Genomic DNA, 23,689 nt, shown 5'->3' with positions numbered 1-23,689 from the left:
AATCAGAAGCTCGCCCGATCGGAAGGCGGCACACGCCTCTTTCTGCGGCCACTGTGGCGGGCACGCCCACAATAATCGAAGCCATAGTGGCGGTAGTAACCCACCAGATTGCTGACCAGAAACAGCCCCTCCATCAGCGCGGCCACCGGTGAACCCACCAGCAAGTTGTTGGCCAACCAACAGAGGGTGCCGAGCAGCATCCAGCGCCGCAGCAGGCGATCATCCTGGCAGAAGGCCGCCCGGGTTTGCAGCAAGCTCGCCAGCAGCCCGATCCATGAGAGCAGGCCCTGATAGGTCGCCAGCGCAGCCGCACAGGCCAACCCCATGAAAAACCACATCAAGATGCGGCGAACCAGCCAGATACTCACAACAAAGCGCATACTGGCCAGCAGCAACAGGCTGGCGGCCGACCACTGCCCGAGCAGGGCAAAGTGACCGGCATTGAGCGCGCAGGAGAGGGCCAGACAGGCCAGGATCCTGCGGCGATCCCGCAACTGAAACGACAACAGATCGAGCAACAAGGCCAGGCTCACCACCAGCTGCGACCACAGAAACAGCGACATCATCCACACCTCATCCGTCATTTGGATGGCGCAGCTTGAGGGGATGGTCGGAGAGCGGCATTAACCCGTGTTAATGCGCCTGCGGATCCGTGACAGGGTGACCGGACTGATACCGATGTAGTTAGCGAGCTGCACCTGAGTGAGCCGCGCAGGCCAGTGGGGGAAGGTGTGGCAGAGCTCCCGATAACGCTCTTCGGGGGAGTGGAGCAGCAAAAACGCCTCCTTGCGCTCCTTGTAACCGAGCTGCTGACGCAGCAGGGCCATGCAGACCGGCTGCCAGATGGGCTCATCCAGCAGGGCGATTGGCACCCGCACCACCTGCAGCTCCGTCAGCGCCTCCAGCTGGTAGCGGGCGGGCGACCCGGTGAGCCAGCTGTCGTAAAGCAGGCAGAGCTCCCCTTCGAAGTAGAACTCCTTGCAGCGCTCCTGCCCGTCCCGGGTGTAATGGCAGGCACGAGAGATGCCCGTTTCGATATAGAAGGCAGCCTCCTGTTCGGCCCCTTGCGCCAACAGCACCTGACCGGCGCGCAGCGTCTGCCGTGGCAAACGCTGACAGAGGGCTTCGCTCAGGGCAGCGTCCAATCCCATGGCACACAAAAAGGTGGCAAGCAGGGGGGCTTGAGGAGATGGGTTCATGAGGACTCCGGAACAAAATGGCAGCCCACATCATGCCCAAATTGCACAGCTGATGCAGCAAGGCGTGACCTCGTTGGCAAAGGGGGGACATAGCCGGGTGCCGCCTTTGCCCCCCCTCGTCCGTTGGTTTACAATCGACGGGTTTTTTGGAACCCGGTTGACCTGTGTCGACCTGGCCCCACCACGACATCAGTCTGTTAATGCCGAGACATTAACCTGCTGAAAAGGAAGAGAATTAGCCAATGGCTCAATTTATTTACACCATGAACCGGGTCGGCAAGGTAGTGCCGCCCAAGCGTCATATTCTCAAGAACATCTCCTTGAGCTTCTTCCCGGGCGCCAAGATCGGCGTGCTGGGTCTGAACGGCGCCGGTAAATCGACCCTGCTGCGCATCATGGCAGGCATCGACACCGAGATCGAAGGGGAAGCCCGTCCGCAGCCCGGCATCAAGATTGGCTACCTGCCGCAGGAGCCGAAGCTGGATCCGGAGCAGACCGTACGCGAAGCGGTCGAAGAGGCCGTTGGCGAAGTGAAGCGCGCCATGGCCCGTCTGGACGAGGTCTATGCGGCCTACGCCGACCCGGATGCCGACTTTGACAAGCTGGCCCGCGAACAGGGCGAGCTGGAAGCCATCATCCAGGCCCAGGGTGGCCACAACATGGAAAACCAGCTGGAGCGTGCGGCCGATGCCCTGCGCCTGCCGGCCTGGGATGCCAAAATCAAGCACCTCTCCGGTGGTGAGCGCCGCCGTGTGGCGCTGTGCCGTCTGCTGCTGGAAAAGCCGGACATGCTGCTGCTGGACGAACCGACCAACCACCTGGATGCGGAATCCGTGGCCTGGCTCGAGCGCTTCCTGCACGACTACGAAGGCACTGTAGTGGCCATCACCCACGACCGTTACTTCCTCGACAACGTGGCGGGCTGGATCCTGGAGCTGGACCGCGGCGAAGGTATCCCGTGGGAAGGCAACTACTCCTCCTGGCTGGAGCAGAAGGACGCCCGTCTGGCGCAGGAAGCCAGTTCCGAAGCGGCCCGTCGCAAGTCTATCGAGAAAGAGCTGGAGTGGGTTCGTCAAAACCCGAAAGGGCGTCAGGCCAAGTCCAAGGCCCGTATGGCTCGCTTCGAAGAGCTCAACACCAACGACTACCAGAAGCGCAACGAGACCAACGAGCTGTTCATTCCGCCCGGACCGCGCCTCGGTGACAAGGTGGTGGAAGTGGCCAACCTGCGCAAATCCTATGGTGATCGGGTGCTGATCGACGATCTGTCGTTTGCCATTCCAAAGGGTGCCATCGTCGGCATCATCGGTCCGAACGGTGCCGGTAAGTCGACCCTGTTCCGCATGATGTCGGGTCAGGAGCAGCCGGACTCCGGTTCCATCACCCTGGGTGAAACCGTGGTACTGGCCTCTGTCGATCAGTTCCGCGACAGCATGGATGACAAGAAGACGGTATTCGAAGAGGTCGCTGACGGTCAGGATATCCTGCGCATCGGCAACTACGAGTTCCCGAGCCGCGCCTACATCGGCCGCTTCAACTTCAAAGGTTCCGACCAACAGAAGCGGGTTGGCGAACTCTCCGGTGGTGAGCGCGGTCGTCTACATCTGGCCAAGCTGCTGCAGACCGGCGGCAACGTGCTGCTGCTGGATGAACCGACCAACGATCTGGATATCGAAACCCTGCGCGCCCTCGAGAACGCCCTGCTGGAGTTCCCGGGTTGTGCCATGGTCATCTCCCACGACCGCTGGTTCCTCGACCGTATTGCCACTCACATCCTGGACTATCAGGATGAGGGCAAGATCGAGTTCTTCGAAGGTAACTTTACCGAATACGAAGAGTGGAAGAAGAAGACCTACGGCGCCGAGGCGATCCAGCCCCATCGCGCCAAGTACAAGCGCATCGCCAAATAAGGCTGACTGCGTGTTGAGGGGAGCTTCGGCTCCCCTTTCTCTTGCCTTTTGACTTACAATCCTAGACGGATGCCTTTGCATGGATGTAGCACGATGACGACCCCCATAGAGAAAAAACTCACCATCCAGATCCGGGTTGAACCGGGTTGCCTCGGGCCGGATGGCAAGGAGCACATAGAGACCTTCTGTGCCGCTGCCGCCAAGATTTTTGCCGCCGTGGAGCCCGAGCTGGTGAGCTGGGTGCTGATCCCCCGCTACGACAAGCAGTTGCCGGAGCAGGAGTTCTTTCTCAACGATCTCAAGCTGAGCGAGGAGCAGGCCAGTCTCTTTCTGCGCCGCTTCGGCCGCGAGCTGGGTGAGGTACAAGACCGGCTCGATTCTGTGCTGGCCCAGCTGGTCGAGCGCTACTTCAAAACCCTGTAAGCCCCCAATTTTCGATAAAAGGTTCTCTGCTGAGAACCTTTTTTCATGCTCAAAAAGCAAACGTTTGAATTTTTGCTCTATTCATTGATCTGCTTCGCAGATCCGGGGTTTGTAAACGGCGTCGCCTGTGTAAAAATGTGCGCGCTGTCACGGTATCAGGACGAGTCTGGTTACTTAACCGCCAGAAACAGGGCAATTTACCCCGCATGGATGGGATAGCCCGTTCCTCTGCTGCTTATTTCACGTCACCTATTGGAATCCAACATGAATCAACAACACCAAGCTGCCAATCAGGCCGCCGGGCAAGGATTGCTTGAGCGCCTGTTTGCCCTGCAAGGCCATGGCACTACCGCCCGCACCGAAGTGATCGCCGGTATCACCACCTTCCTGACCATGGTCTATATCGTGTTCGTCAACCCGCAGATCCTCTCTGCTGCGGGCATGGACACCCAGGCCGTGTTCGTCACCACCTGCCTCATCGCCGGTATCGGCAGCATCCTGATGGGCCTGTTGGCCAACCTGCCGATCGCGCTGGCCCCCGCCATGGGCCTCAACGCCTTCTTCGCCTTCGTGGTGGTCGCCGGCATGGGTTACTCCTGGCAAGTGGGTATGGGCACCATCTTCTGGGGCGCCATGGGTCTGTTGATCCTCACCCTGCTGCGGGTGCGCTACTGGCTGATCGGCAACATTCCGCTCACCCTGCGGGTCGGCATCACCGCCGGTATCGGTCTGCTGATCGCCCTGCTCGGCCTGCACAACGCCGGGATTGTGGTCGCGAGCCCGGCCACCATGGTGACCGTGGGCAACCTCACCTCCCTGCCCTGCCTGCTGGGTCTGCTCGGTTTCTTCCTGATCTGCATCTTCTCCGCTCGCGGCGTCCACTCCGCCGTGCTGATCGCCATCGTGGTCACCACGGGTCTGGGCTGGCTGTTTGGCGATGTCACCTTCAAGGGCTTTGTCTCCATGCCCCCCAGCATCGAACCGGTGTTCGGCCAGCTGGATCTGATGGGATCGCTCGATATCAGCCTCGCCGGGATCATCTTCTCCTTTATGCTGGTCAACCTGTTCGACTCTTCCGGCACCCTGATCGGCGTCACCAACCGCGCCAAGCTGGCCGATGACAAGGGCCACTTCCCGCGCATGAAACAGGCGCTGATGGTCGATAGCGTGAGCTCCGTCGGCGGCGCCTTCATGGGCACCTCCTCGGTTACCGCCTTTATCGAGAGCAGCTCCGGCGTCGCCGTTGGCGGCCGCACCGGTCTGACCGCCATCGTGGTCGGCCTGCTGTTCCTGCTGGCGATCTTCTTCTCTCCGGTCGCCGCCATGGTGCCGGCCTATGCCGCCGCTGGCGCCCTTATCTATGTGGGCGTGCTGATGTGCTCCGAGCTGACGCGGGTGAAGTGGGAAGATCTGACCGAAGCGGTACCGGCCTTTATGACTGCGGTGATGATGCCGTTCAGCTTCTCCATCACCGAGGGGATCGCCGTGGGCTTCATCTCCTACTGCGTGATGAAGGCAGGCACCGGCCGCTGGCGCGAGATCAACCCCTGCGTGCTGGTGGTGGCCCTGCTGTTCGTCCTCAAGTTCGTCTGGGTCGACAGCCACTAAGCGGCACTCTGTCCCAATAAAAATGCCAGTCAGTTGACTGGCATTTTTTATCCCAAACTATTCTCGGCCTGTGCGCTGGCCATAAAAAAATCCGAAACCAGTGGTTTCGGATTTTTGCTATTCAGTATGTGGCAGAGCGGGGTAATCCCCTCGTCTGCCACATCGGCAGCACTTACTCGGCAGCCATACGAGCTTCGATGTAAGCCAGTGCGCGGTCGATACGCGCCAGGACGCGCTCTTTGCCGACCAGCGCCATCACGGCGTCGATGGCAGGGGACTGACCCAGACCGGTGACAGCCACACGCAGCGGCATACCAACCTTGCCCATGCCCTGATCCAGCTCGGCAGCGGTCGCTTCAATCAGCTCGTGCAGTGCTTCGGTAGTCCAGCTATCCAGTGCAGCCAGCTTGGTTTTGGCCAGAGCCAGCGGCTCGGCAGCCACGCCGCGCAGGTGCTTCTTGGCAGCGGCTTCGTCGATCGCTTCATACTCTTCGAACAGGTAGCGGCTCTGGGCAGCCATCTCGACCAGGGTGTTGCAGCGCTCGGCCAGCAGGGTGACCACGTCGGCCAGCGCCGGGCCATTGCTGGTGTCGATCTTCTGGTTTTCCATGTGCCATGCCAGATGCTTGGCAACATAAGCCGGATCCAGGCTGCGCATGTAGTGGTTGTTCAGCCACAGCAGCTTGTCGGTGTTAAAAGCTGAGGCGGACTTGGAGATGGCATCCAGGCTGAACAGCTTGATCATCTCTTCCAGGCTGAAGATCTCCTGATCGCCGTGGGACCAGCCCAGACGCACCAGATAGTTCAGCAGCGCTTCCGGCAGGTAGCCGTCATCGCGGTACTGCATCACGGAGACTGCACCGTGGCGCTTGGAGAGCTTGGCACCGTCGTCACCCAGGATCATGGATACGTGGGCAAATTCCGGTACCGGCGCGTTCAGCGCCTTGTAGATGTTGATCTGGCGCGGGGTGTTGTTGATGTGGTCTTCGCCACGCACCACGTGGGTGATCTCCATATCCCAGTCATCGACCACTACGCAGAAGTTGTAGGTCGGCGCGCCGTCGGTACGGCGGATGATCAGGTCATCCAGCTCGGTGTTGGCAAACTCGATGCGGCCACGGACGTGGTCATCGAACACCACGGAACCTTCGGTCGGGTTGCGGAAGCGGATCACGTGCGGCGCATCGGCCGGGTGATCGTGGGCGTGGTCGCGGCACTTGCCGTCATAGCGGGGCTTCTCGCCGTTGGCCATCTGGCCTTCGCGCAGTGCTTCCAGACGCTCTTTGGAGCAGAAGCACTTGTAGGCGCGGCCATCGGCCAGCATCTCGTCGATCAAACCGTTGTAGCGATCGAAGCGCTTGGTCTGGTAGTAGGGGCCCTCATCCCAGTTCAGCTCCAGCCATTCCATGCCCTCAATGATGGCGTCGATGGCCTCCTGAGTGGAACGTTCCAGATCGGTATCCTCGATACGCAGCACAAACTCACCGCCCTGGTTCTTTGCAAACAACCAGGAATAGAGTGCGGTACGGGCACCGCCGACATGCAAAAAGCCGGTCGGGCTGGGAGCAAAACGGGTTTTGACTTTCATCTTTAAGCCTTGTGTAGAGGGCCTTGGGCCAATTCGTTAGAAAAAACCGTCGCATTTTAGCACCGACAATCACGGATGGGAAAACCATGACGCCATTGCGGGCTAAAGTAGGGGATTAAATCTGTCGCCATTTGCATCTGTAGCCTGATATTTGAAGAGGATCGCAAAACCGAAGCCCCGTTTCCGATTTGCTATGCACAATGCTGGAGAGCTGCCTCCTCCGGTCGATACCCAAATAACGCTCACCACACTTCTCACGAACAAGGAAGAGACGATGCAGTTCCGTTCTATCCAGAATCGCATTCTAGTGATGGCCGGGATCGCCATGACCGCAGCCCTGGTCATCCTGATCCTGCTCAACCAATACTCCGGCAAACAAACCCAACAACTCACCATCAGCTCCAGCCGTGAAGCGCTGCAGCAGGAGGCATGGCAGAAGGTCAGCGCCAATGCCCGCGCCGAGGCGGCCACCATCACCCAGCTGCTGCAAAAAGGGCTCTCTTACACCCAGCAGATGGCCAGCGCCCTCGCCCTGCAACAGCAAGGCAAACTGCCGCTGGATCGCCAGCAGGCCACCGACCTGCTCAAGGCACAGTTGGCGTTGGAGCCCCAGCTTTATGGCGCCTTCGCCGGCTTCGAGCCCAACGGTTTCGACGGTCAGGATGCCAGCTTTGCTGGCCAGAGTGCGCTGGGCAGTGACGACAAGGGGCGCTTCGTGCCCTACTTCTATCGCGACAAGGATCAAATCGGTACCGATCTGCTGCTCTCCATCGAAAAAACCGACCCGGACGAATTCGGCAATCCCGCCAACGACTACTACGCCTGCCCGAAGCGGGAAGGACGCTCTTGCCTGATCGATCCCTTCCAGGTGGATATCAACGGTCAGCAGGTGCTGGTGAGCACCATCACCACCCCCATCATGGTGGATGGTCAGTTCAGGGGGATCGCCGCGCTGGATCTGGCGGTGGACTCCATCAGCCGTCAGGCCAAGAGCCTCAACAGCAATATCTATGACGGCAAGGGCGAAACCCTGATCGTCAGCGCCGCCGGTGTCATCACAGGCACCAGCGGTGATGCCAGCCTGCTCGGTAGCAGCGCAAGTAAGGTGCTGGGCAACCAGTGGCAGCAGTACCTGAAACCGGAAGTTCAGCGTCAGGAGCTGGACGAGTCATTCCGTATTTCCGTCCCCATCATGGTGCCGGGAATGAGTCGCAACTGGGCCATCATCGTCACCCTGCCCTACAAGGTAGTACTGGCGGGGGCCGATCAGCTGGAGAGCCAGCTGAGCGACATGAACCAAGCTGCCATGACCCAGCAATTGGTGGGCGCCGTTATCGTGCTGGTGCTGGCGCTGGCCACCATGCTGGTGATTGCCCGCAGCATCACCGGCCCCATCCGTCAGATGGTCAGCCTGGTGGATGACATCGCCGATGGTGAAGGGGATCTCACCAAGCGCCTCGCAACCCGCTCGGTGGACGAGCTGGGAGATCTCGCCAAGGGGATCAACCGCTTTATCGACAAGCTGCAAGGGCTGCTCGGGGATGTGCTCAAGACTGCCAGCGAGGTGAACCGTTATGCCGGTGATACCGACCGCATCGCCGGTCAGACCGACAACAACCTGCAGCATCATCAGGCCGAGATGGAGCAGATGCTGACCGCGGTACAGGAGATGTCCTACGTCAGTCAGGAGGTCGCCACCCACGCCAACAATACCGCCGACTCGGCCAAACAGGCGCAAAGCGCAGCCGATCAGGGCAAGGAGCGCTTCCAGCAGGTGATCCAGTCGATGCACAAGGTCGCGGCAGAAGCCGGGAAAGGGGCCGAAGTGGTGGAAGGGCTGGCTCACGACAGCGCCCAGATCACCAGCATCCTCACCGTCATTCAGGGGATTGCCGACCAGACCAACCTGCTGGCCCTCAACGCCGCCATCGAGGCAGCCCGGGCTGGCGAACAGGGCCGCGGCTTTGCGGTAGTGGCCGACGAGGTGCGCAAACTGGCTGGCAATACCCAGCAGGCGGTACAGAACACCCAGGAGTTGATCGAGAAGATCCGCCTCAGCTCCACCAATGCGGTCAATGCCATCACCCAGAGCCAGCAGCTGACCCATCAGGCAGTGAGCGAAGCGGATCTGGCGGAAGAGGCACTCGGCAGCATCTACCAGGCCATCTCCACCATCAACGACATGACCTATCAGATCGCCTCCGCCGCCGAAGAGCAGAGCTCGGTCTCAGAAACCGTCTCGGGCAACCTGTCAAAAACCAACGCACTGGCCAACGACATTGCTCAGGATGCGACCGAAACGGCCAAAGCCAGTCAGGCTTTGCGTCAGGCTGCCGACAAATTGCAGCAATTATTGGGTCAATTTCGTCTCAGCTGATAATTTTCCGCCTCAGGACTCTCCCCCTCGGGGGCGAGTCCGTTTACCATAGGCGGCGAATTTGCCTGATGGCAGGCAATGTAGTGAGAGGTAAATGCCGTGCCCACCCCGGACCGTCGCCCACGAGGCCATAACAGACGAGCCCAGCAGCGTCGCCAAGACGAATCACAAGGATCCCTGCTCCATCGCATCAATGCCGCGACCCTGTCCCTGCGCCAACGTTTTGGCCAAGGGATGAGCAACCTCGGCCAACGTCGCCAGGATGCCAAAGCAGGCAAATTCAAGCTGTCCAGCCCGCTGCCCCGCAAAAACACCATAGGTCTGCTGATCCTGATCCCGCTCTGGTTGCTGGTGCTGGCCTGGGAGCCGGCACCATCCGCCCCCAAGGCAGCCCCTTCCGGCTCGCTGGAAGTGCCGCTGGCCGTGCCTGCTCAAGCTCTAACTGTCGGTAATGGCGCGGCAGGCAGTGCCCCCGCAGCAGCCAAACCGGTCGAAGAGAAGGTCAACGGTACCTGGCTGCAACACGATGTGCAGGCGGGTGAGACCCTCTACTCCATCTGGCGTAAATTCGAGTTGCCGGGTGCCGAGCTGAGCCGCCTGATCGCCATCGAGGGGCCGGATCGCCCCCTGACCCGCCTGCAATCGGGCCGCTCTATCTTCATCCTGGTGGACGACACCCGCCGCATCCAGCGGGTGGAGATCCGCTCCTACGGTCAGGCGGTTTACCGCTACGACCGGCAGGGCGAAGGATTCGCCCTCAAGGAATAACAAAAACGGGAGGCGCTGGCCTCCCGTTTTTTTCAGTCAAATATCTTCAAATAAGCTACTGACTTCACAATATTTTTAGCTTGTTCAAAAAACGAAAGGGGTCAAATTGACAAGGATCGGCGCTAACGTACAATCGTTTGTGCTTTAGACAGGGATTGTTCTACGTGCTACTGGGACAAAGAGACGTGGTCAGTCATGAGCCAACCCCTGCTTGCAAGGCAAATGCAGCCCAGCACGGGCTTAGTTTCATTTTGTTATTGATAGGATTTAGCACATGTCTGACATTCGCACCGGCCAGGTAAAATGGTTCAACGAAACCAAGGGTTTTGGCTTTATTGAACAATCCCAGGGTCCGGACGTATTCGTTCACTTCTCCTCCATCCAGAGCACCGGTTTCAAAACCCTGGCTGAAGGTCAAAAAGTCCAGTTCACTGTGACCCAGGGCAAAAAAGGCCCTCAGGCTGAGAACGTTACTCTGGTCTAAGCCCGCGCCAGTGAATCATGCAGGAGGAGCCAAGGCCCCTCCTCTTTTTTGCCCGCAATTCTCGCCTCCCACCACCTGTTACAACCGCTTGCCTCGATCAGCCCACAGAGTCCCCCCCCTGTTTGCAGAAGGCGGCTGAGACACTCTGAGTAAACGCCAGATACGACAAAGCATCGCAGTGCGATGTGAGGGGCAATTCAGAGGGATTATGAAGACTTCGAAGAGAGATTGGAGCGGGAAACGAGACTCGAACTCGCGACCCCGACCTTGGCAAGGTCGTGCTCTACCAACTGAGCTATTCCCGCAACAGAATGTCATTTACAAGTGATTGGAGCGGGAAACGAGACTCGAACTCGCGACCCCGACCTTGGCAAGGTCGTGCTCTACCAACTGAGCTATTCCCGCAACGGAATGTCACTTACAAATGTTTGGAGCGGGAAACGAGACTCGAACTCGCGACCCCGACCTTGGCAAGGTCGTGCTCTACCAACTGAGCTATTCCCGCAACAGAATGTCATCTGCAAGTGATTGGAGCGGGAAACGAGACTCGAACTCGCGACCCCGACCTTGGCAAGGTCGTGCTCTACCAACTGAGCTATTCCCGCATCGGAATATCACTTACAAATTTTTTGGAGCGGGAAACGAGACTCGAACTCGCGACCCCGACCTTGGCAAGGTCGTGCTCTACCAACTGAGCTATTCCCGCAACAATTTGGTTGTCTTGAGGCTGGCTGATGATTGGAGCGGGAAACGAGACTCGAACTCGCGACCCCGACCTTGGCAAGGTCGTGCTCTACCAACTGAGCTATTCCCGCATCGGGCTGGTTTGCACCAGTGTCATCATCAGATTTTTGGAGCGGGAAACGAGACTCGAACTCGCGACCCCGACCTTGGCAAGGTCGTGCTCTACCAACTGAGCTATTCCCGCAACTACCTAAAACAGGCCGTACAGCATTTGGTTGCTTGCGCTACTGTACGGGAGCCGAATTATAAGAGCAGTCATTCCAATTGCAAGGGCTTTTTTGTCTGGTTGCGCGCGTTCGCTCAAAAGCTGGCCGAACTGTCGATTTTAGCAGCCAGCGCATGACAACCCCTTGCCGGAGAATCAGATCTTGAAGACGTGGCTGCGATAGAACTGCAACTCGGCGATGGATTCGCGGATATCGTCCAGCGCCTGGTGGGTGCCGCTCTTCTTGAACTGATCCAGCAACTCCGGCTGCCAGCGGCGTACCAGCTCCTTGATGGTGCTGACGTCGACGTTGCGGTAGTGGAAGAAGGCTTCCAGCTCGGCCATGTGCTTGACCATGAAGCGGCGATCCTGACCGATGCTGTTGCCGCACAGCGGGCTGGTGCGCTCCGGCACCCACTGGCGAATGAACTCGAGGGTCTCGGCAATGGCTTTCGCCTCATCGTGCTGACTCGCCTTGACCCGAGCGACCAGACCGCTCTTGGTATGGGTGTTGACGTTCCAGTCGTCCATCTTGGCCAGCTCTTCATCACTCTGATGAATGGCGATGACCGGCCCTTCGGCCAGTACGTTCAGATCCTTGTCGGTGACTATGGTGGCAATCTCCAGTACCACGTTCTCTTCGGGGTCCAGACCCGTCATCTCCATGTCGATCCATACCAGGTTCTGCGCGCTGACTGTCATGATTGCTCTCTCTATTGGGAGGAATGGCGGAATTTTGCCAATTTGCATGTATCATACTGGCTTTGGATCTGTTCATAAACTGGCGAATCGAGTGGCAAAGAAAGCAAAACTCAATCTGGGTCAACAAAGGCGCGTCCAGGCCAACCGCGAACGGCGGCTGCAAAAAGATCACACCACAATGGTGGATGACACCCTGTTTGGCCCCGCCATCGAAGGGGTGGTGATCAGCCGTTTTGGGCAGCACGCAGACGTGGAAGCGGTCGATGGCACCATCCACCGCAGCAACCTGCGGCGCAGCAGCATCAGCAGTCTGGTCTGTGGCGACAAGGTAGTGTGGCGTCCCGGCCTCAATGCCGCGACAGCGGGCGTCATCGAGGCGGTGCATCCGCGCCACTCGGTACTGACCCGGCCGGACTTCTACGACGGGGTCAAACCCATCGCCGCCAACATCGACCAGATCATCATCGTCTCGGCGGTGATGCCCGAGTTCTCCACCAACATCGTCGACCGCTATCTGGTGGCCGCCGAGGATGTGGAGATCCGCCCCCTCATCGTGCTGAACAAGGTCGACATGCTCGATGATACCGCCAGAGCGCGCATCGAGAGCCAGCTCGAAACCTACCGCAAACTCGATTACGAGGTGCTGCTGGTGAGCTGCGAGAGCGGCGAAGGGCTGGATGAGCTGAAAGCCGCACTGACCGACAAGATCAGCATCTTCGTCGGCCAGTCTGGGGTGGGCAAGTCGTCGCTCACCAACGCCCTGATGCCGGGGCTGGATGTACTGACCGGCGAGATCTCCGAAAACTCGGGGCTCGGCCAGCACACCACCACCACGGCGCGGCTCTACCACTTCCCGAGCGGCGGCGATCTCATCGACTCCCCCGGGATCCGCGAGTTCGCCCTCTGGCATCTGGAGGCCGACCGCATCACCTGGTGCTTCGTCGAATTCCGCGACTATCTGGGTGGCTGCAAGTTCCGCGACTGTACCCACAAGGACGATCCCGGCTGTGCCCTGCGCGCCGCAGTCGACGCGGGCGCCATCAGCGCCGATCGCTTCCACAACTATCACCGCATCCTGGAAACCATGCAGGAAGCCCGTCACGGTCGCCAGCAAGCGCGCCTGTGACCCTAATAAACCTACGTTGATGATGAACATGAGCATTACTGACAACCTGAAAATTGCCGGTCAATACTGTCTGCCCAAGCACGCCCTCTCCCGTCTGATCGGCAAGTTTGCCGCCGCCGAAGCGGGCAACATCACCACCAAGGTGATCGAGGCTTTTATCAAGCAGTACCAGGTCGACATGAGCGAGGCGCTGCACGAGAGCCCGGCCCACTACAAGAGCTTCAACGAGTTCTTCACCCGCGAGCTCAAGCCCGGTATCCGCCCCGTGGTAGAAGATGCCATGACTCTGGCGCTGCCGGTCGATGGCACCGTCAGCCAGCTCGGCCCCATCCAGCAGGGTCGCATCATCCAGGCCAAGGGCCACGACTACAGTGCTCGCGAGCTGCTGGGCGGCTATGAGGATCTGGTAGCGCCGTTCAAGGATGGCGACTTCGCCACCATCTATCTGGCGCCCAAGGATTACCACCGCATCCACATGCCGCTGGACGGCGTGCTGGAGAGCATGGTGTTCGTGCCGGGGGATCTCTTCTCCGTCAACCCGCTCACCGCCGAGAACGTGCCCAACCTGTTTGCCCGCAACGAGCGGGTGGTCGCCACCTTCCGTACTCCGCACGGCCCAATGGCGCTGGTGCTGGTCGGTGCCACTATCGTGGCCAGCATCGAGACCATCTGGGCCGGCAACATTGCGCCGACCAAAGAGAAGAAGGTGGTGCGCTGGGATTACACCGGCGATGAGGCCATTACCCTGCAGAAAGGCGCCGAGATGGGCCTGTTCAAGCTGGGCAGCACCGTGGTCTGCCTGTTTGGCCCGGGCATGCTGGCCGGTTTCGAGCCCCATCTGGCCAATGGCGTCACCACCCGTATGGGTCAGCCCTTTGCCAAGCTGGCGGAGCAGGCATGAGCGAGCAACCGAACGCCTCGCAGAAGAACAACCCGCTGCACGGACTGACGCTGGAAGCCATCGTCACCGCGCTGGTCGAATACTACGGCTGGGAAGAGCTGGGGCAGCAGATCAATATCCGCTGCTTCACCGATAATCCCAGCATCAAGTCCAGCCTGAAGTTCTTGCGCAAGACCCCCTGGGCCCGAGAGAAGGTCGAAAGCCTCTACCTCTACGTCCAGCGCAAGCAAGCCAAATCGAAGAAGGAAGGGCAAGATGGCCTTTAAGATTACCTACACCTATAAAAAACAGGCCAAAGAGATCGGCTACGCGAACGACAAGTTCCGCAGCATCTACGACGCCATCGCCGCTGCCGAAGGGCTGGATCTCACCAGTTTTCACGCCATGGAGGCCCAGCTGGCTCAGGTTTGTCGCCGTGACAAGAAAAGCGTGAAGGATTACCAGGAGAACTACTTCAAAGAGTTGGGATTCTCCAACATCGTCATCGAACGGGATCTGCAGGAGTAACCATGCGCACCTTGACCCTGATGGCCGCCTCTCTGCTGCTGGCGGCATGCAGTATACCGGAACAACATCTGGTGGGCGGCGATCGTGACAGCCACGGCTGTATCGGCAGTGCGGGCTATCAGTGGTCAGCGCTGACTGGCAAATGTGTGCGCCTGTTTGAAGAGGGTATCCGGCTCAATCCGACCGATGCCAGCCAGACCTGCAGCGCCTTCGTGATGTTCAATGCCGACCAGACGCTGGCCGAACTGCATCTGCCAAGCGGCGAGCAGCACCTGCTGACCCGTCAAGGTGCGGAGGGTAACTGGTCGTGGCAGGGCAGCGGCTACACCCTCTTTATCTGGAAGGGTTATGTGCTCAAACACGGTGACAAGGCGCTCTATCACGGGGAATAACCCGATCGCCTGATATCTTCGCGATATCCACCAAATAAAATGCCGACCCAAGAGTCGGCATTTTTGTATCTGACACAACCGGTTATCAGGCGCGGCTGAGGTAATCGGCCTGCCCTACCCACTTGTAGCTGGTGAGCTCGGTCAACCCCATGGGGCCACGGGCATGCAGCATCTGGGTCGAGACCGCCACTTCAGCGCCCAGACCAAACTGGCCACCATCAGTGAAACGGGTGGAGGCGTTGACATAGACAGCCGCCGAACCGGCGCCATTGACGAAACGCTCGGCGTTGGCCAGATCGTTGGTCAGGATGGCATCGGAGTGGCCGGCGTTGTGTTCGCGCATATGGGCCAGCGCCTCGTTCACATCCGCCACCAACTTGACCCCCAGGGTCAGCCCGAGCCACTCAGTATCGAAATCCTCCGGCCCCGCCTCGCACAGGTTGTCGGCACCCGCCAGCAGCGCCATGGCGTTGGGCGCGGCCACCAGCGTCACCTTGCGCTCGTTCATCAGCGTCACCAGTTGCTGCAGGAAGGTGGCAGCCACCTTCTCGTGTACCAGCAGGGTATCGAGGGCGTTGCAAGCGGAGGGGCGTTGCACCTTGGCGTTGTCGATGACCGCCAGAGAGCGCACCAGATCGGCACTCTCGTCGACGAAAATATGGCTGATACCGAACCCGCCGATGATGACCGGGATGGAGCTGTTCTCCTTGCACATCTTGTGCAGGCCAGCACCGCCACGGGGGATGATCATGTCCACATAGCGGTCGAGGCGCAGCAACTCGGCCACCAGCGCCCGATCCGGGTTGTCGATGTACTGCACCGCCGCCTCGGGCAGACCGGAGGCCGCCAAGGCATGCTGGATCACCCGCACCAGCTCCAGATTGGAGTGGAAGGTCTCGCGCCCGCCACGCAGTATGCTGGCGTTGCCGGTCTTGAGGCAGAGGCTGGCGATGTCGATGGTGACGTTGGGGCGCGCCTCGTAGATGACGCCGATAACCCCGATGGGCACCCGACGACGAGAGAGCCGCAGGCCATTTTCCAGCACCCGACTATCCATTTCGGCACCGACCGGATCGTCCAGCGTGATCACCTTGCGCACATCTGCCACGATACCGGCCAGCCGGGCCGGATTGAGCAGCAGGCGATCCAGCATGGCTTCTGACAAGCCCGCCTCACGGCCAGCCGCAATATCCTTGTCGTTGGCAGCAAGGATCTGCTCACTGCGCGCCTCCAGCTCGTCGGCGATGGCGGCCAGCGCCCGATTCTTCTGCGCCGTGCTGATGGTAGCCAGCTGATAGGCGGCTTCACGGGCCGCCTGTCCCATTTTCTCCAGACTCATCTCATTTCCCTTTGTTCATGCCGTGCCGCCCTGATTAGAGCAGCACCATATCGTCTCGATGGATGGCTACTGAACCATATCCATAGCCCAATACCTGCTCAATCTGATCCGAGTGGACGCCACGCAGCCTGTCCAGCTCCAGATGGTCGTAACGGCAGATGCCGCGCGCCAACTCGGCGCCTTTGGGATCGAGGATCCGCACCACATCGCCTCGAATAAAGTCGCCCTTGACCGCCACAATCCCCTTGGGCAGCAGGCTGGAGCCTTTCTCCTTCATGGCGGCGACAGCCCCCTGATCCACATGCACTTCGCCGTGAGGGGGCGGGCCTGCCAGGATCCAGCTCTTGCGTCCTTCCAGCGGGGAGGCCAGCGCCGGGAACAGGGTGCCAATCCGCTCGCCCTTGGCGAGACGGCCGATCACCTCCGGCATCTGGCCGGTCGCTATCACCACGTTGACGCCGGCGCGGCGCGCCACATCGGCGGCCTGCAGCTTGGTAGCCATGCCGCCGGTGCCGAGGCCGCTGACACTGTCACCCGCCAGCGAGCGCAGGGTATCGTCGATGGTCTGCACTTCTTCGATCAACTGGGCATCTGGATTGGTGCGCGGATCGGCGGTAAAGAGCCCCTTCTGATCTGTCAGCAGGATCAGCAGATCCGCATCCGCCAGAATAGCGGCCCGTGCGGAGAGGTTGTCGTTGTCGCCGACCTTGATCTCGGCGGTCGCCACCGCGTCGTTTTCGTTGATGACCGGAATAATGCGGTGATCGAGCAGGGTGCGCATGGTGTCGCGGGCATTGAGATAGCGCTCCCGATCTTCCAGATCGGCGCGGGTCAGCAGCATCTGGCCGATATGCAGACCGTAGAGGTTGAACAGATCCTGCCATACCCGAATAAGCTGGGTCTGACCAACCGCCGCCAGCATCTGCTTGTTGGGCAGGGTTGGCGCCAGTGGCGGGTGGCCCAGATGTTCACGCCCGGCGGCGATAGCCCCTGATGTGACGACCACGACCCGATGGCCGTGACGGTGCAAGGCCGCACACTGTCTGACCAGCTCGACCATATGGGCACGATTGAGCTGGGAAGACCCCCCTGTGAGCACGCTGGTGCCCAACTTGACAACTATGGTTCTGTTTTCCATGGGAGCATAAAGGCTAAAAAGTAAGGAATATCTTTATACCCACGGCCATGGAGCCCTGCAAGGCAATTAACGCCGGGGTGAGGAGATGAAGCAAAGGCCCGGATGATTGCGGGCGGAAGGGAAAATGGCTGACTGATGGCCCGGCAAACAGCGGGATGCTGCTCGCCGGGCATCAGGGATCAAGCAGCCGTTACGGTCAACTCGTTGGTGACCTGCTCGGCAGGAGACAGGTGACACTCAAGTGCGGCCAGCTTGTCGCTGATGAGCTTGTAGAAACGGTTGAGGGTCCGCTCCACTTCTACCTGGTGCTTCTTGGGGATCGGCTTGTCCAGCCACTCACCATCAGCATTGTAGAAACCGAGCTGATAGTGGTAACGGAAATGGTGATCGTCCTGCTCCAGCACCAGCCACCAGCCCCAGAACTCCCGTTTGTCCGGCGCCGGCTTGGCACTGACACAGACCGACAGGCAGTCGAAACGATAACGCCCCTCTTCGCAGAGATCTTCGCGCAAATAGGGGCCAATGGCAGCAAACTGCCTCAGCAGTCGCTTGTAGGTCACTCTTTCAGACATGTTAACCTCCCTGTTAAACAAGCCGCGCCACCTCGGGATGGCGTCAGTTCTTTAGCGCAATGTCAGGTACACAAATGCTGTTTCAGCCACTCGACGATTTCGTCCAGTGCCTTGTCATACACCTCCAGCAAAGGCTGTTTGTCGAATACGATGGCCTTGCCGTTACGACTGGCCGCCGCCAATGCCCGTACATCCTGCTCGGGACAAATAAAATCTCGCTTGTGTCCAATACTTAATATCGGCACAGAGGTGCGAGTCCCCAGTAATCCTTGCGTTTTAAGTGAAAATACCTGGCACTTGGTACGCATGCCGTCCCACTGCGCCGCATCCGCCCCCAACCGGTTGGCCAGACTATCCCGCATCATGCGCGGACACTTGGCAAACAGCTCCTGATTGGTAAACACCTGATTGACCCCGGCGCCGACACAGACCACGGTGCGCAGCTTGAACGGTTCGATAAAGGCCAGTCTGGCTGCGATATTGCCCGCCAGACGCATTCCCACCATGGCGATACGCTGATGATCGACCCAGGCCACCTCGGAGAGGTAATGGAGCACCGCCTGATGGAGACGGCTGGTATCCTGCACCAGCGGCCAATGCTCGGCATAGCCGACCCCAGGCATATCGAGGGAGAGCATGCCGATACCGTTGGGCTCGAGCCGTTTGAGATAGAAGTTGAGGAAATCGAGCTGCAGGGAGTCGATCCCGCCGCTGATGATCACCAGCGGCACCGGTTTTTCGGTCGTCGGCAGGTGGAGATAACCCTGAATATGCTTGCCGCGAAAAGGCACCTGGATCTCTTTGAGCGGCACCTTGAACAGGCGACCCGCCTCGCGATAGGCCATGTTACCGAGCAACTGGGCCTGATCCGCCAGCTCGTCATCCTTGAGATGGGGATAGCTGGCGATGGAGTAGTAGCGCACCGCCTTGAGCAGCTGTTTCAAGGCGCCAGAAGGATCACCCTTCTCGCGCAGTTCGCGGCCCTGCTTGAAATAGTTGCCAGCCACCTGACTCCATTCGTAGATCCAGTTGCCGGGCACATAGCCCTTGATGGTATCGAGATAGCAATCGTGGGTGCGCTCGCCAGTCGCCATGGCGATACGGGCCAGGGTCTGCTCCACTTCGATGGGGTCTGCCCCCTGCCAGGTCCAGGAGGGACGGCGCAGCAAGCGATACCAGCTCTTTGACATGGATCCGTCGATAAACATCTCGTCTGACTCGGCTTGCGCCAGATCAGCCGCACTGGAGTTGGAGATCTCGGATGTTTCCAATACCTTCTTGACGCGGGTAAAGAGCTGTTCGGTCAGGTTTAGGTCTTCGTTCAAGTCCAAGATAGTGTCCCATTCATATCAGGCAATAGCTCATCTTAACCACTTTTACTGCCCATCAGCCACCCTGCAACAGATTGATACACAAAAAAACAGGGCTCCAAATTGGAGCCCTGTGAAACCATTATTGCCGGTTGCGACCAATGGACGCAGCGAGCGTCACATCCCGATCCCGTTACTTTTCGTCGCAGATCGGTGTGGCGAACTCCAGTGCCATATCCCACGGCTGTTCGATCCAGGTATCCTGCGGGATCGCCACTTCGAAATCGTCCAGCAGCGCTTCGCCCATCGGCTTGGCGAAAATCGCGATGAACTTGGCTTTCGGGTAGAGCTCGCGGATCGCCTTGGCGGTAGTGCCGGTGTCCACCAGATCTTCCACCACCAGCCAGCCTTCGCCGTCACCGGCGGTGGTGGCAGCCTTCACGACCACCAGCTCGCGCTGGCTGTCATGGTCATAGCTGGAGATGCAGAGGGTTTCCACATTACGAATGCCAAGTTCACGGGCCATCAGGGCTGCGGGCACCAGACCACCACGGCTGACCGCGATGATACCTTTCCACTGGCTGACAGGCAGCTGACGACGGGCCAGACGGCGAGCTTCACGTTGCAGGTTGTCCCACGACACATAGAATTTTTTAGGCATAGTAATGAACTCAACGACTTATAGTTAAAACAAAGGGTTATGACGCAACGGTGCGCCGTGTTATGCAATGCTTACGTAATTCTGCCGCCACTTTGCCGCCATTTTTTGCCTATGAGTGAGGGCTGGCCAGAGGGTTTAATCTGACCGCGTCATCAAGGTGATCGGGGGCAAAGTGGGCGTATCTCATGGTCATCGTGATAGTGCTGTGACCGAGGATGCGCTGTAGGACAAGGATATTACCACCGTTCATCATGAAATGGCTCGCAAACGTATGCCGCAGGACGTGAGAAAGTTGCCCTTCGGGCAGTTTTACCCCTGAATTTTCGGCGGCGTATTCGAATGCGTCATAGCATGGGGGGAACAGTTTGCCCTCATAGAGGCCCCGCTTGGGGATGAGTTCATAGAGTTCTGGCGAGATAGGGACCGATCGATTGCGCTTGCTCTTGGTCTGGGTGAAGGTCAGCCGGTATTTGCTCACCTGGGATCGGGTCAACCCCTGCACCTCAGACCAGCGGGCGCCGGTGGCCAGACAGAGCTTGACCACAGTGGTCAGGGCCGGAACGCGGGACTTGGCACAGCTGGCCAGCAGCAGGTCGATCTCGGCCGCCGTCAGAAAAGACATCTCGTTTTCTTGGGTCTTCACCTTGCGCAGCCCGGTCAGCGGGTGGGGATTGACCCACTCCCCCAACCGGATCAGCTCGCCGAACACCGCATTGAGCAGCCGCTGCTCATCGTTGACCGTCTTTGGCCCTGCCGCCCTGTCTCTGCATCGCCCGGGAAAGATGATGGCCCCAGTGAGCCGCCCCTCGCGGTAGGCGGCAAAATGGCTCTTGTTGAAATCGACGGCGTAGGGGTCACCCATCGCACCGGCCATCAGGTCGAGCTTGCGCCTGACCTGATCCCCCGCGACCAGCGTCTGGCCGTGCAGGCGGTACCACTGCTCGATGATGTCGGAGAGGCGCCGCTTGTCTTCGGTCACCTTGTTGGCCGTCAGCCAGGGGTTGCTGTTGCTCTCTTCGAGTAGCCACTTTTCCCACACCTGCGCCTCGCCCTTGGTGGCGAACCGCTTGCGCTTGCGGGGGCCGTCGCGGCCTTGGGGATAGACTTCGGCAAGCCAGGGGCGCGGCTTGCCGTCATCGAGTTTGCGGACTGTCATTACTTATCGATGGTTACAAGTAGACTGTTTTCGACAACAGAGACGTTGACGGGCAATCCATTTATCACTGTTTTCCCGGGGGTCATGTCACCAGATAAAGCACGCTCAATGAACTTACCATCTGTGCCAGTTATCACCGCAGCCAGCTTGGTTACCATGCTTTGTGCAATCTCGTTTTTTTCTTTGAACTCGGCCTCAGAAAATGTTCTGAGCGAGAGGTTGATTCGGTCAGGGGAGGTTCTGAACTCTATAGATGCAACAGGGCTTTCTTGCATGTAAAAACCATGCCCATCATCAAGGCTGTATTTTTTGACCGGTTTCAATCCTGAGCCGCTCAAGATCAGCGCCTCATCAAGTACCGGGGCAGTAACGGTTTCAGAAGCAGCCGCCGTTTCCGTGGGGTGAGTTGAATTATCACAGCCAGTTAACAGGATGCAGCTGATAACGGTAGCCAGTAGCAAGCGCATTAAAAAATCCCTCTTTGAGTTATTAAAACTTTTTCCCAGCCCATGCCACACGGCCAACGATATGTACATCGGCCTGCTGTTCTTTGGTGACCACTTGGGTTTCATAGCCGGGATTGTCTGAGATGACCTTGATGCCGCCGAGCACATCGAATTGCAGCCGCTTCACCAGCAGGCTGTCACCGATGCGCAGCACATAGAGGCCATCACGTAGCGCCTCACTGCTGCACAGGTTAACAAGGATGATGTCGTTATTGCTGATGGTGGGCTCCATGCTGTCGCCATTGGCGCGGATCACGGCCAGCCGTTCGGGGGATAGCCCCTCTTTTTTGAGCCATTCAGTGCGGAACGCCATCGGCTCTGTTTTCAGCTCTTCGGAAACCGTCGCCCCGAAACCGGCAGAAGCAAACACCTGATAGCAATCAACCAGGGTGTAGTCCTGCATCTTGCTGTTGAAAGAAGCAGGTTCTTCAGCTACGGAGGTTTCATCAGCGGAGCCTGAAACATAAGAGGGGACTACGGGAAGTTCGGGAACCTGCTCAGGTCGTTCACCAATCCCCAAACACATCCATAGAAACAGGTTCTGCTCATGACCACAAATCTGAGCCACCAAGCCAACGGATGGCATCGTTTCGCCAGTGACGTATTTGCGAAGCACGGCATCACTGACACCGACACGACGGCCAAATGACCGATAATTTTCCCTGCCAATAAGAGCTTCAAGCCGCTTTGCAAAGCCTTTCATATCAAACACAGATAGCCACCTGACATATCAGAATTTTTTCCCTACCCGAACAACACGCCCAACGATATGAACATCTTGGCGCTGTTCTTTTGTGACCACCTGTTCACCATAAACAGGGTTGTCAGAAATAATTTTGAGGCCGCCAAACGGGTCGAACTGCAGGCGCTTGACGAGCAGGCTTTCACCTATGCGCAAAACATAAATGCCATCCCTCAATGACTCACCGTTGCAAAGGCTGATCAGGATCTTCTCGTTGTTGCTGATGGTAGGCTCCATCGAATCACCCTTAGCTCGGATGATTGCCAGTCGCTCAGGCTTGAGACCATCGCCTTTCAATTCATCAGTTCTGAACGGCTCGGGAGGCAGCTTCAACTCATCGGCAATAACGGCACCGTGCCCAGCTGATGCGAATACGTGGTAGCTATCGACGAGGGTGATCTCTTCTGCGTTGGCGCTGTACGCCGCCTGTGCATCTTTAAGTGAACTGTTGCCATGGCTCTGCTCGCCTGCATCAGTGGAGGAATGTTTGCTGATAGGGGATGTTGCCAGCTGCTCGGGTACCTCACCAATACCCATACATAACCAGACGAAGAGCGCAGGGTCATGGCCAGCAATTTGGGACACCAAGGCTACGGACGGCATGGTCTCACCGAGGCAATACTTCCTGACAACGGCGTCACTAACACCCACCCGACGCCCGAAAGAACTGTAGGTTTCTCTTCCTACTAGCTGTTTCATTCGGCTGGAGAACGCTTCCAGGTCAAAGGCAGTGCCGTTAAGAATCTTCATGGAATTACACCTCTGATCACAAGTTCACACTTTTAAGTTGCGCACCTCTGCGTCATTGGATATTCTTACTTTAAATCAGCAACACACACCAATCGTCGGGATTAAGAGTGTTTTTCTGTTGATAGGTAAGAATTGGACGCATAGGAGCGCAGTATGACGCAACAAGACATCAAAAAACAGCCTATAGGGCGCACTGCCGCACCAGTAGGTGACGAATCTCACCAATCCGGCGACCTGCTGGCTGCTGCTGTATTGCGCGAGCTGGAGACCATCAAACAGAGCTTGGCGCTCTCCGTCCTGCCAGCTATTCCGCTGGAAGCCTTCCTGACGATGTTGCGAGAAGAATTCAAGTTTGACCTGCCGGTGCGTACCGCTCAGGCAATGATTGCTGATGGCCGCATCCCCCAACTGCCCAAGTTGAGCACGAAGGACAAGCCGTGGGTCAATCTGGTGCGCTGGCGTGAGATGGCTAAAGAGCCATCCAACTATCTGCATATGGCACATGAAAACTCCCGTCACCGCATAGCCAAACCTGCAACCACCAAGTCAAAGCAGCAGCGAGCTGCTTGACCTAACGGTAG

The 23,689-nt window shown here is 58.6% G+C and carries 25 protein-coding genes and 7 tRNA genes; 12 read left to right on the top strand and 20 right to left on the bottom strand.

Going from position 1 to position 23,689, the window contains the following annotated elements; all coding sequences use genetic code 11:
* Window positions 1-2: 2 nt before the first annotated feature.
* Window positions 3-566, bottom strand: a complete 564-nt coding sequence (locus I6L34_RS15410) for a YgjV family protein (protein WP_040068684.1) — start codon at window positions 564-566, stop codon at window positions 3-5.
* Between the two features lie 57 nt (window positions 567-623).
* Complete coding sequence (locus I6L34_RS15405; RefSeq protein ID WP_075115391.1) at window positions 624-1,199, bottom strand: Crp/Fnr family transcriptional regulator; 576 nt, start codon at window positions 1,197-1,199, stop codon at window positions 624-626.
* A 242-nt stretch (window positions 1,200-1,441) separates the two neighbouring features.
* Here I6L34_RS15405 and ettA point away from each other — a divergent pair, with 242 nt between their 5' ends.
* The 3 genes from ettA to I6L34_RS15390 all read left to right on the top strand — a co-directional run bounded on the left by ettA (window position 1,442) and on the right by I6L34_RS15390 (window position 5,140).
* Complete coding sequence (gene ettA, locus I6L34_RS15400; RefSeq protein WP_058059460.1) at window positions 1,442-3,109, top strand: energy-dependent translational throttle protein EttA; 1,668 nt, start codon at window positions 1,442-1,444, stop codon at window positions 3,107-3,109.
* 93 nt (window positions 3,110-3,202) lie between these two features.
* Window positions 3,203-3,532, top strand: a complete 330-nt coding sequence (locus I6L34_RS15395; RefSeq protein WP_058059461.1) for a hypothetical protein — start codon at window positions 3,203-3,205, stop codon at window positions 3,530-3,532.
* Between the two features lie 264 nt (window positions 3,533-3,796).
* Complete coding sequence (locus I6L34_RS15390) at window positions 3,797-5,140, top strand: NCS2 family permease (RefSeq protein WP_005343409.1); 1,344 nt, start codon at window positions 3,797-3,799, stop codon at window positions 5,138-5,140.
* A gap of 172 nt (window positions 5,141-5,312) precedes the next feature.
* Here I6L34_RS15390 and gltX read toward each other — a convergent pair whose 3' ends face one another.
* The gene (gene gltX, locus I6L34_RS15385) at window positions 5,313-6,728 is read right to left on the bottom strand and encodes a glutamate--tRNA ligase (RefSeq protein ID WP_216954943.1); all 1,416 of its coding nucleotides are present in this window, start codon (window positions 6,726-6,728) and stop codon (window positions 5,313-5,315) included.
* Window positions 6,729-7,002: 274 nt separating this feature from the next.
* On the opposite strand from gltX, the gene I6L34_RS15380 reads away from it, so the two are divergent.
* The 3 genes from I6L34_RS15380 (at window position 7,003) to I6L34_RS15370 (ending at window position 10,357) form a co-directional block, all read left to right on the top strand.
* Complete coding sequence (locus I6L34_RS15380; RefSeq protein ID WP_058057261.1) at window positions 7,003-9,105, top strand: methyl-accepting chemotaxis protein; 2,103 nt, start codon at window positions 7,003-7,005, stop codon at window positions 9,103-9,105.
* Between the two features lie 99 nt (window positions 9,106-9,204).
* The gene (locus I6L34_RS15375; RefSeq protein WP_103250429.1) at window positions 9,205-9,873 is read left to right on the top strand and encodes a LysM-like peptidoglycan-binding domain-containing protein; all 669 of its coding nucleotides are present in this window, start codon (window positions 9,205-9,207) and stop codon (window positions 9,871-9,873) included.
* A gap of 274 nt (window positions 9,874-10,147) precedes the next feature.
* Entirely contained in the window at window positions 10,148-10,357 is a 210-nt protein-coding gene (locus I6L34_RS15370; RefSeq protein WP_005338972.1) for a cold-shock protein, read from the top strand.
* A gap of 229 nt (window positions 10,358-10,586) precedes the next feature.
* Here I6L34_RS15370 and I6L34_RS15365 read toward each other — a convergent pair.
* The 8 genes from I6L34_RS15365 to orn form a co-directional block, all read right to left on the bottom strand.
* Window positions 10,587-10,662: transfer RNA gene (locus I6L34_RS15365), tRNA-Gly, on the bottom strand.
* A 24-nt stretch (window positions 10,663-10,686) separates the two neighbouring features.
* A tRNA-Gly gene (locus tag I6L34_RS15360) sits at window positions 10,687-10,762 on the bottom strand.
* A gap of 24 nt (window positions 10,763-10,786) precedes the next feature.
* A tRNA-Gly gene (locus tag I6L34_RS15355) sits at window positions 10,787-10,862 on the bottom strand.
* Between the two features lie 24 nt (window positions 10,863-10,886).
* Window positions 10,887-10,962, bottom strand: a tRNA-Gly gene (locus tag I6L34_RS15350).
* A gap of 25 nt (window positions 10,963-10,987) precedes the next feature.
* Window positions 10,988-11,063: transfer RNA gene (locus I6L34_RS15345), tRNA-Gly, on the bottom strand.
* A gap of 33 nt (window positions 11,064-11,096) precedes the next feature.
* Window positions 11,097-11,172: transfer RNA gene (locus I6L34_RS15340), tRNA-Gly, on the bottom strand.
* Window positions 11,173-11,209: 37 nt separating this feature from the next.
* A tRNA-Gly gene (locus I6L34_RS15335) sits at window positions 11,210-11,285 on the bottom strand.
* A 177-nt stretch (window positions 11,286-11,462) separates the two neighbouring features.
* Entirely contained in the window at window positions 11,463-12,008 is a 546-nt protein-coding gene (orn, locus tag I6L34_RS15330; RefSeq protein ID WP_042080584.1) for an oligoribonuclease, read from the bottom strand.
* 91 nt (window positions 12,009-12,099) lie between these two features.
* Between orn and rsgA the strand changes: the two genes are divergently transcribed.
* From rsgA to I6L34_RS15305, 5 genes are read left to right on the top strand one after another with little or no spacing between them, the layout of a single operon-like run.
* The gene (gene rsgA / locus I6L34_RS15325) at window positions 12,100-13,134 is read left to right on the top strand and encodes a small ribosomal subunit biogenesis GTPase RsgA (protein ID WP_216954942.1); all 1,035 of its coding nucleotides are present in this window, start codon (window positions 12,100-12,102) and stop codon (window positions 13,132-13,134) included.
* Between the two features lie 28 nt (window positions 13,135-13,162).
* Window positions 13,163-14,035, top strand: coding sequence for an archaetidylserine decarboxylase (asd, locus tag I6L34_RS15320; protein WP_026034874.1), 873 nt, complete (start codon window positions 13,163-13,165; stop codon window positions 14,033-14,035).
* The gene (locus tag I6L34_RS15315; protein ID WP_005338981.1) at window positions 14,032-14,301 is read left to right on the top strand and encodes a VF530 family DNA-binding protein; all 270 of its coding nucleotides are present in this window, start codon (window positions 14,032-14,034) and stop codon (window positions 14,299-14,301) included. Before asd ends, I6L34_RS15315 begins: the two co-directional genes overlap by 4 nt.
* Complete coding sequence (locus I6L34_RS15310) at window positions 14,291-14,542, top strand: DUF2960 domain-containing protein (protein WP_005338984.1); 252 nt, start codon at window positions 14,291-14,293, stop codon at window positions 14,540-14,542. The genes I6L34_RS15315 and I6L34_RS15310 overlap by 11 nt, the downstream gene beginning before the upstream one ends.
* Window positions 14,543-14,544: 2 nt before the next feature.
* A complete protein-coding gene (locus tag I6L34_RS15305) occupies window positions 14,545-14,934 on the top strand; it encodes a hypothetical protein (protein WP_216954941.1) in 390 nt (129 codons plus the stop codon).
* A gap of 85 nt (window positions 14,935-15,019) precedes the next feature.
* Here I6L34_RS15305 and I6L34_RS15300 read toward each other — a convergent pair whose 3' ends face one another.
* The 9 genes from I6L34_RS15300 to I6L34_RS21880 form a co-directional block, all read right to left on the bottom strand.
* Window positions 15,020-16,273, bottom strand: coding sequence for a glutamate-5-semialdehyde dehydrogenase (locus tag I6L34_RS15300; RefSeq protein WP_216954940.1), 1,254 nt, complete (start codon window positions 16,271-16,273; stop codon window positions 15,020-15,022).
* A gap of 34 nt (window positions 16,274-16,307) precedes the next feature.
* A complete protein-coding gene (proB, locus tag I6L34_RS15295; RefSeq protein WP_058057255.1) occupies window positions 16,308-17,411 on the bottom strand; it encodes a glutamate 5-kinase in 1,104 nt (367 codons plus the stop codon).
* Window positions 17,412-17,590: 179 nt separating this feature from the next.
* Window positions 17,591-17,983: a sigma factor-binding protein Crl gene (gene crl, locus I6L34_RS15290; RefSeq protein WP_040065087.1), complete on the bottom strand. Its 393-nt coding sequence runs from the start codon at window positions 17,981-17,983 to the stop codon at window positions 17,591-17,593.
* A 62-nt stretch (window positions 17,984-18,045) separates the two neighbouring features.
* Window positions 18,046-19,314, bottom strand: a complete 1,269-nt coding sequence (gene frsA, locus I6L34_RS15285; RefSeq protein WP_005349360.1) for an esterase FrsA — start codon at window positions 19,312-19,314, stop codon at window positions 18,046-18,048.
* A gap of 172 nt (window positions 19,315-19,486) precedes the next feature.
* Window positions 19,487-19,954: a xanthine phosphoribosyltransferase gene (gene gpt, locus I6L34_RS15280; protein ID WP_005339007.1), complete on the bottom strand. Its 468-nt coding sequence runs from the start codon at window positions 19,952-19,954 to the stop codon at window positions 19,487-19,489.
* 109 nt (window positions 19,955-20,063) lie between these two features.
* On the bottom strand, window positions 20,064-21,110 hold the full coding sequence (locus I6L34_RS15275; RefSeq protein ID WP_216948056.1) for a tyrosine-type recombinase/integrase: 1,047 nt from the start codon (window positions 21,108-21,110) through the stop codon (window positions 20,064-20,066).
* Window positions 21,110-21,577 carry a hypothetical protein gene (locus I6L34_RS15270; RefSeq protein WP_216954939.1) on the bottom strand — a complete coding sequence of 156 codons (468 nt, stop codon included), beginning with the start codon at window positions 21,575-21,577 and terminating at the stop codon, window positions 21,110-21,112. Before I6L34_RS15270 ends, I6L34_RS15275 begins: the two co-directional genes overlap by 1 nt.
* Before the next feature lie 22 nt (window positions 21,578-21,599).
* Complete coding sequence (locus tag I6L34_RS21885; RefSeq protein WP_254202975.1) at window positions 21,600-22,319, bottom strand: S24 family peptidase; 720 nt, start codon at window positions 22,317-22,319, stop codon at window positions 21,600-21,602.
* Between the two features lie 27 nt (window positions 22,320-22,346).
* Window positions 22,347-23,108, bottom strand: a complete 762-nt coding sequence (locus I6L34_RS21880) for a S24 family peptidase (RefSeq protein ID WP_254202877.1) — start codon at window positions 23,106-23,108, stop codon at window positions 22,347-22,349.
* Window positions 23,109-23,261: 153 nt separating this feature from the next.
* On the opposite strand from I6L34_RS21880, the gene I6L34_RS15255 reads away from it, so the two are divergent.
* Window positions 23,262-23,678 carry a hypothetical protein gene (locus I6L34_RS15255; protein WP_201907686.1) on the top strand — a complete coding sequence of 139 codons (417 nt, stop codon included), beginning with the start codon at window positions 23,262-23,264 and terminating at the stop codon, window positions 23,676-23,678.
* Window positions 23,679-23,689: the final 11 nt, after the last annotated feature.

The organism is Aeromonas sp. FDAARGOS 1404 (assembly GCF_019047085.1).
Lineage (GTDB): Bacteria > Pseudomonadota > Gammaproteobacteria > Enterobacterales > Aeromonadaceae > Aeromonas > Aeromonas veronii.
Note: the sequence above shows the minus strand (reverse complement) of the source record. Positions and strands in the feature narration are given on the sequence as shown.

What these genes read in the sequence shown, in the direction of transcription:
- gpt (WP_005339007.1), bottom strand. Translation starts at nt 19,954, where the DNA reads ATGCCTAAAAAATTCTATGTGTCGTGGGACAACCTGCAACGTGAAGCT.
- I6L34_RS15255 (WP_201907686.1), top strand. Translation starts at nt 23,262, where the DNA reads ATGACGCAACAAGACATCAAAAAACAGCCTATAGGGCGCACTGCCGCA.
- I6L34_RS15275 (WP_216948056.1), bottom strand. Translation starts at nt 21,110, where the DNA reads ATGACAGTCCGCAAACTCGATGACGGCAAGCCGCGCCCCTGGCTTGCC.
- I6L34_RS15300 (WP_216954940.1), bottom strand. Translation starts at nt 16,273, where the DNA reads ATGAGTCTGGAGAAAATGGGACAGGCGGCCCGTGAAGCCGCCTATCAG.
- I6L34_RS15270 (WP_216954939.1), bottom strand. Translation starts at nt 21,577, where the DNA reads ATGCGCTTGCTACTGGCTACCGTTATCAGCTGCATCCTGTTAACTGGC.
- I6L34_RS21880 (WP_254202877.1), bottom strand. Translation starts at nt 23,108, where the DNA reads ATGAAGATTCTTAACGGCACTGCCTTTGACCTGGAAGCGTTCTCCAGC.
- proB (WP_058057255.1), bottom strand. Translation starts at nt 17,411, where the DNA reads ATGGAAAACAGAACCATAGTTGTCAAGTTGGGCACCAGCGTGCTCACA.
- I6L34_RS15395 (WP_058059461.1), top strand. Translation starts at nt 3,203, where the DNA reads ATGACGACCCCCATAGAGAAAAAACTCACCATCCAGATCCGGGTTGAA.
- I6L34_RS15305 (WP_216954941.1), top strand. Translation starts at nt 14,545, where the DNA reads ATGCGCACCTTGACCCTGATGGCCGCCTCTCTGCTGCTGGCGGCATGC.
- I6L34_RS15310 (WP_005338984.1), top strand. Translation starts at nt 14,291, where the DNA reads ATGGCCTTTAAGATTACCTACACCTATAAAAAACAGGCCAAAGAGATC.
- I6L34_RS15390 (WP_005343409.1), top strand. Translation starts at nt 3,797, where the DNA reads ATGAATCAACAACACCAAGCTGCCAATCAGGCCGCCGGGCAAGGATTG.
- I6L34_RS21885 (WP_254202975.1), bottom strand. Translation starts at nt 22,319, where the DNA reads ATGAAAGGCTTTGCAAAGCGGCTTGAAGCTCTTATTGGCAGGGAAAAT.
- asd (WP_026034874.1), top strand. Translation starts at nt 13,163, where the DNA reads ATGAGCATTACTGACAACCTGAAAATTGCCGGTCAATACTGTCTGCCC.
- I6L34_RS15380 (WP_058057261.1), top strand. Translation starts at nt 7,003, where the DNA reads ATGCAGTTCCGTTCTATCCAGAATCGCATTCTAGTGATGGCCGGGATC.
- crl (WP_040065087.1), bottom strand. Translation starts at nt 17,983, where the DNA reads ATGTCTGAAAGAGTGACCTACAAGCGACTGCTGAGGCAGTTTGCTGCC.
- ettA (WP_058059460.1), top strand. Translation starts at nt 1,442, where the DNA reads ATGGCTCAATTTATTTACACCATGAACCGGGTCGGCAAGGTAGTGCCG.
- I6L34_RS15370 (WP_005338972.1), top strand. Translation starts at nt 10,148, where the DNA reads ATGTCTGACATTCGCACCGGCCAGGTAAAATGGTTCAACGAAACCAAG.
- I6L34_RS15410 (WP_040068684.1), bottom strand. Translation starts at nt 566, where the DNA reads ATGATGTCGCTGTTTCTGTGGTCGCAGCTGGTGGTGAGCCTGGCCTTG.
- I6L34_RS15315 (WP_005338981.1), top strand. Translation starts at nt 14,032, where the DNA reads ATGAGCGAGCAACCGAACGCCTCGCAGAAGAACAACCCGCTGCACGGA.
- gltX (WP_216954943.1), bottom strand. Translation starts at nt 6,728, where the DNA reads ATGAAAGTCAAAACCCGTTTTGCTCCCAGCCCGACCGGCTTTTTGCAT.
- I6L34_RS15405 (WP_075115391.1), bottom strand. Translation starts at nt 1,199, where the DNA reads ATGAACCCATCTCCTCAAGCCCCCCTGCTTGCCACCTTTTTGTGTGCC.
- orn (WP_042080584.1), bottom strand. Translation starts at nt 12,008, where the DNA reads ATGACAGTCAGCGCGCAGAACCTGGTATGGATCGACATGGAGATGACG.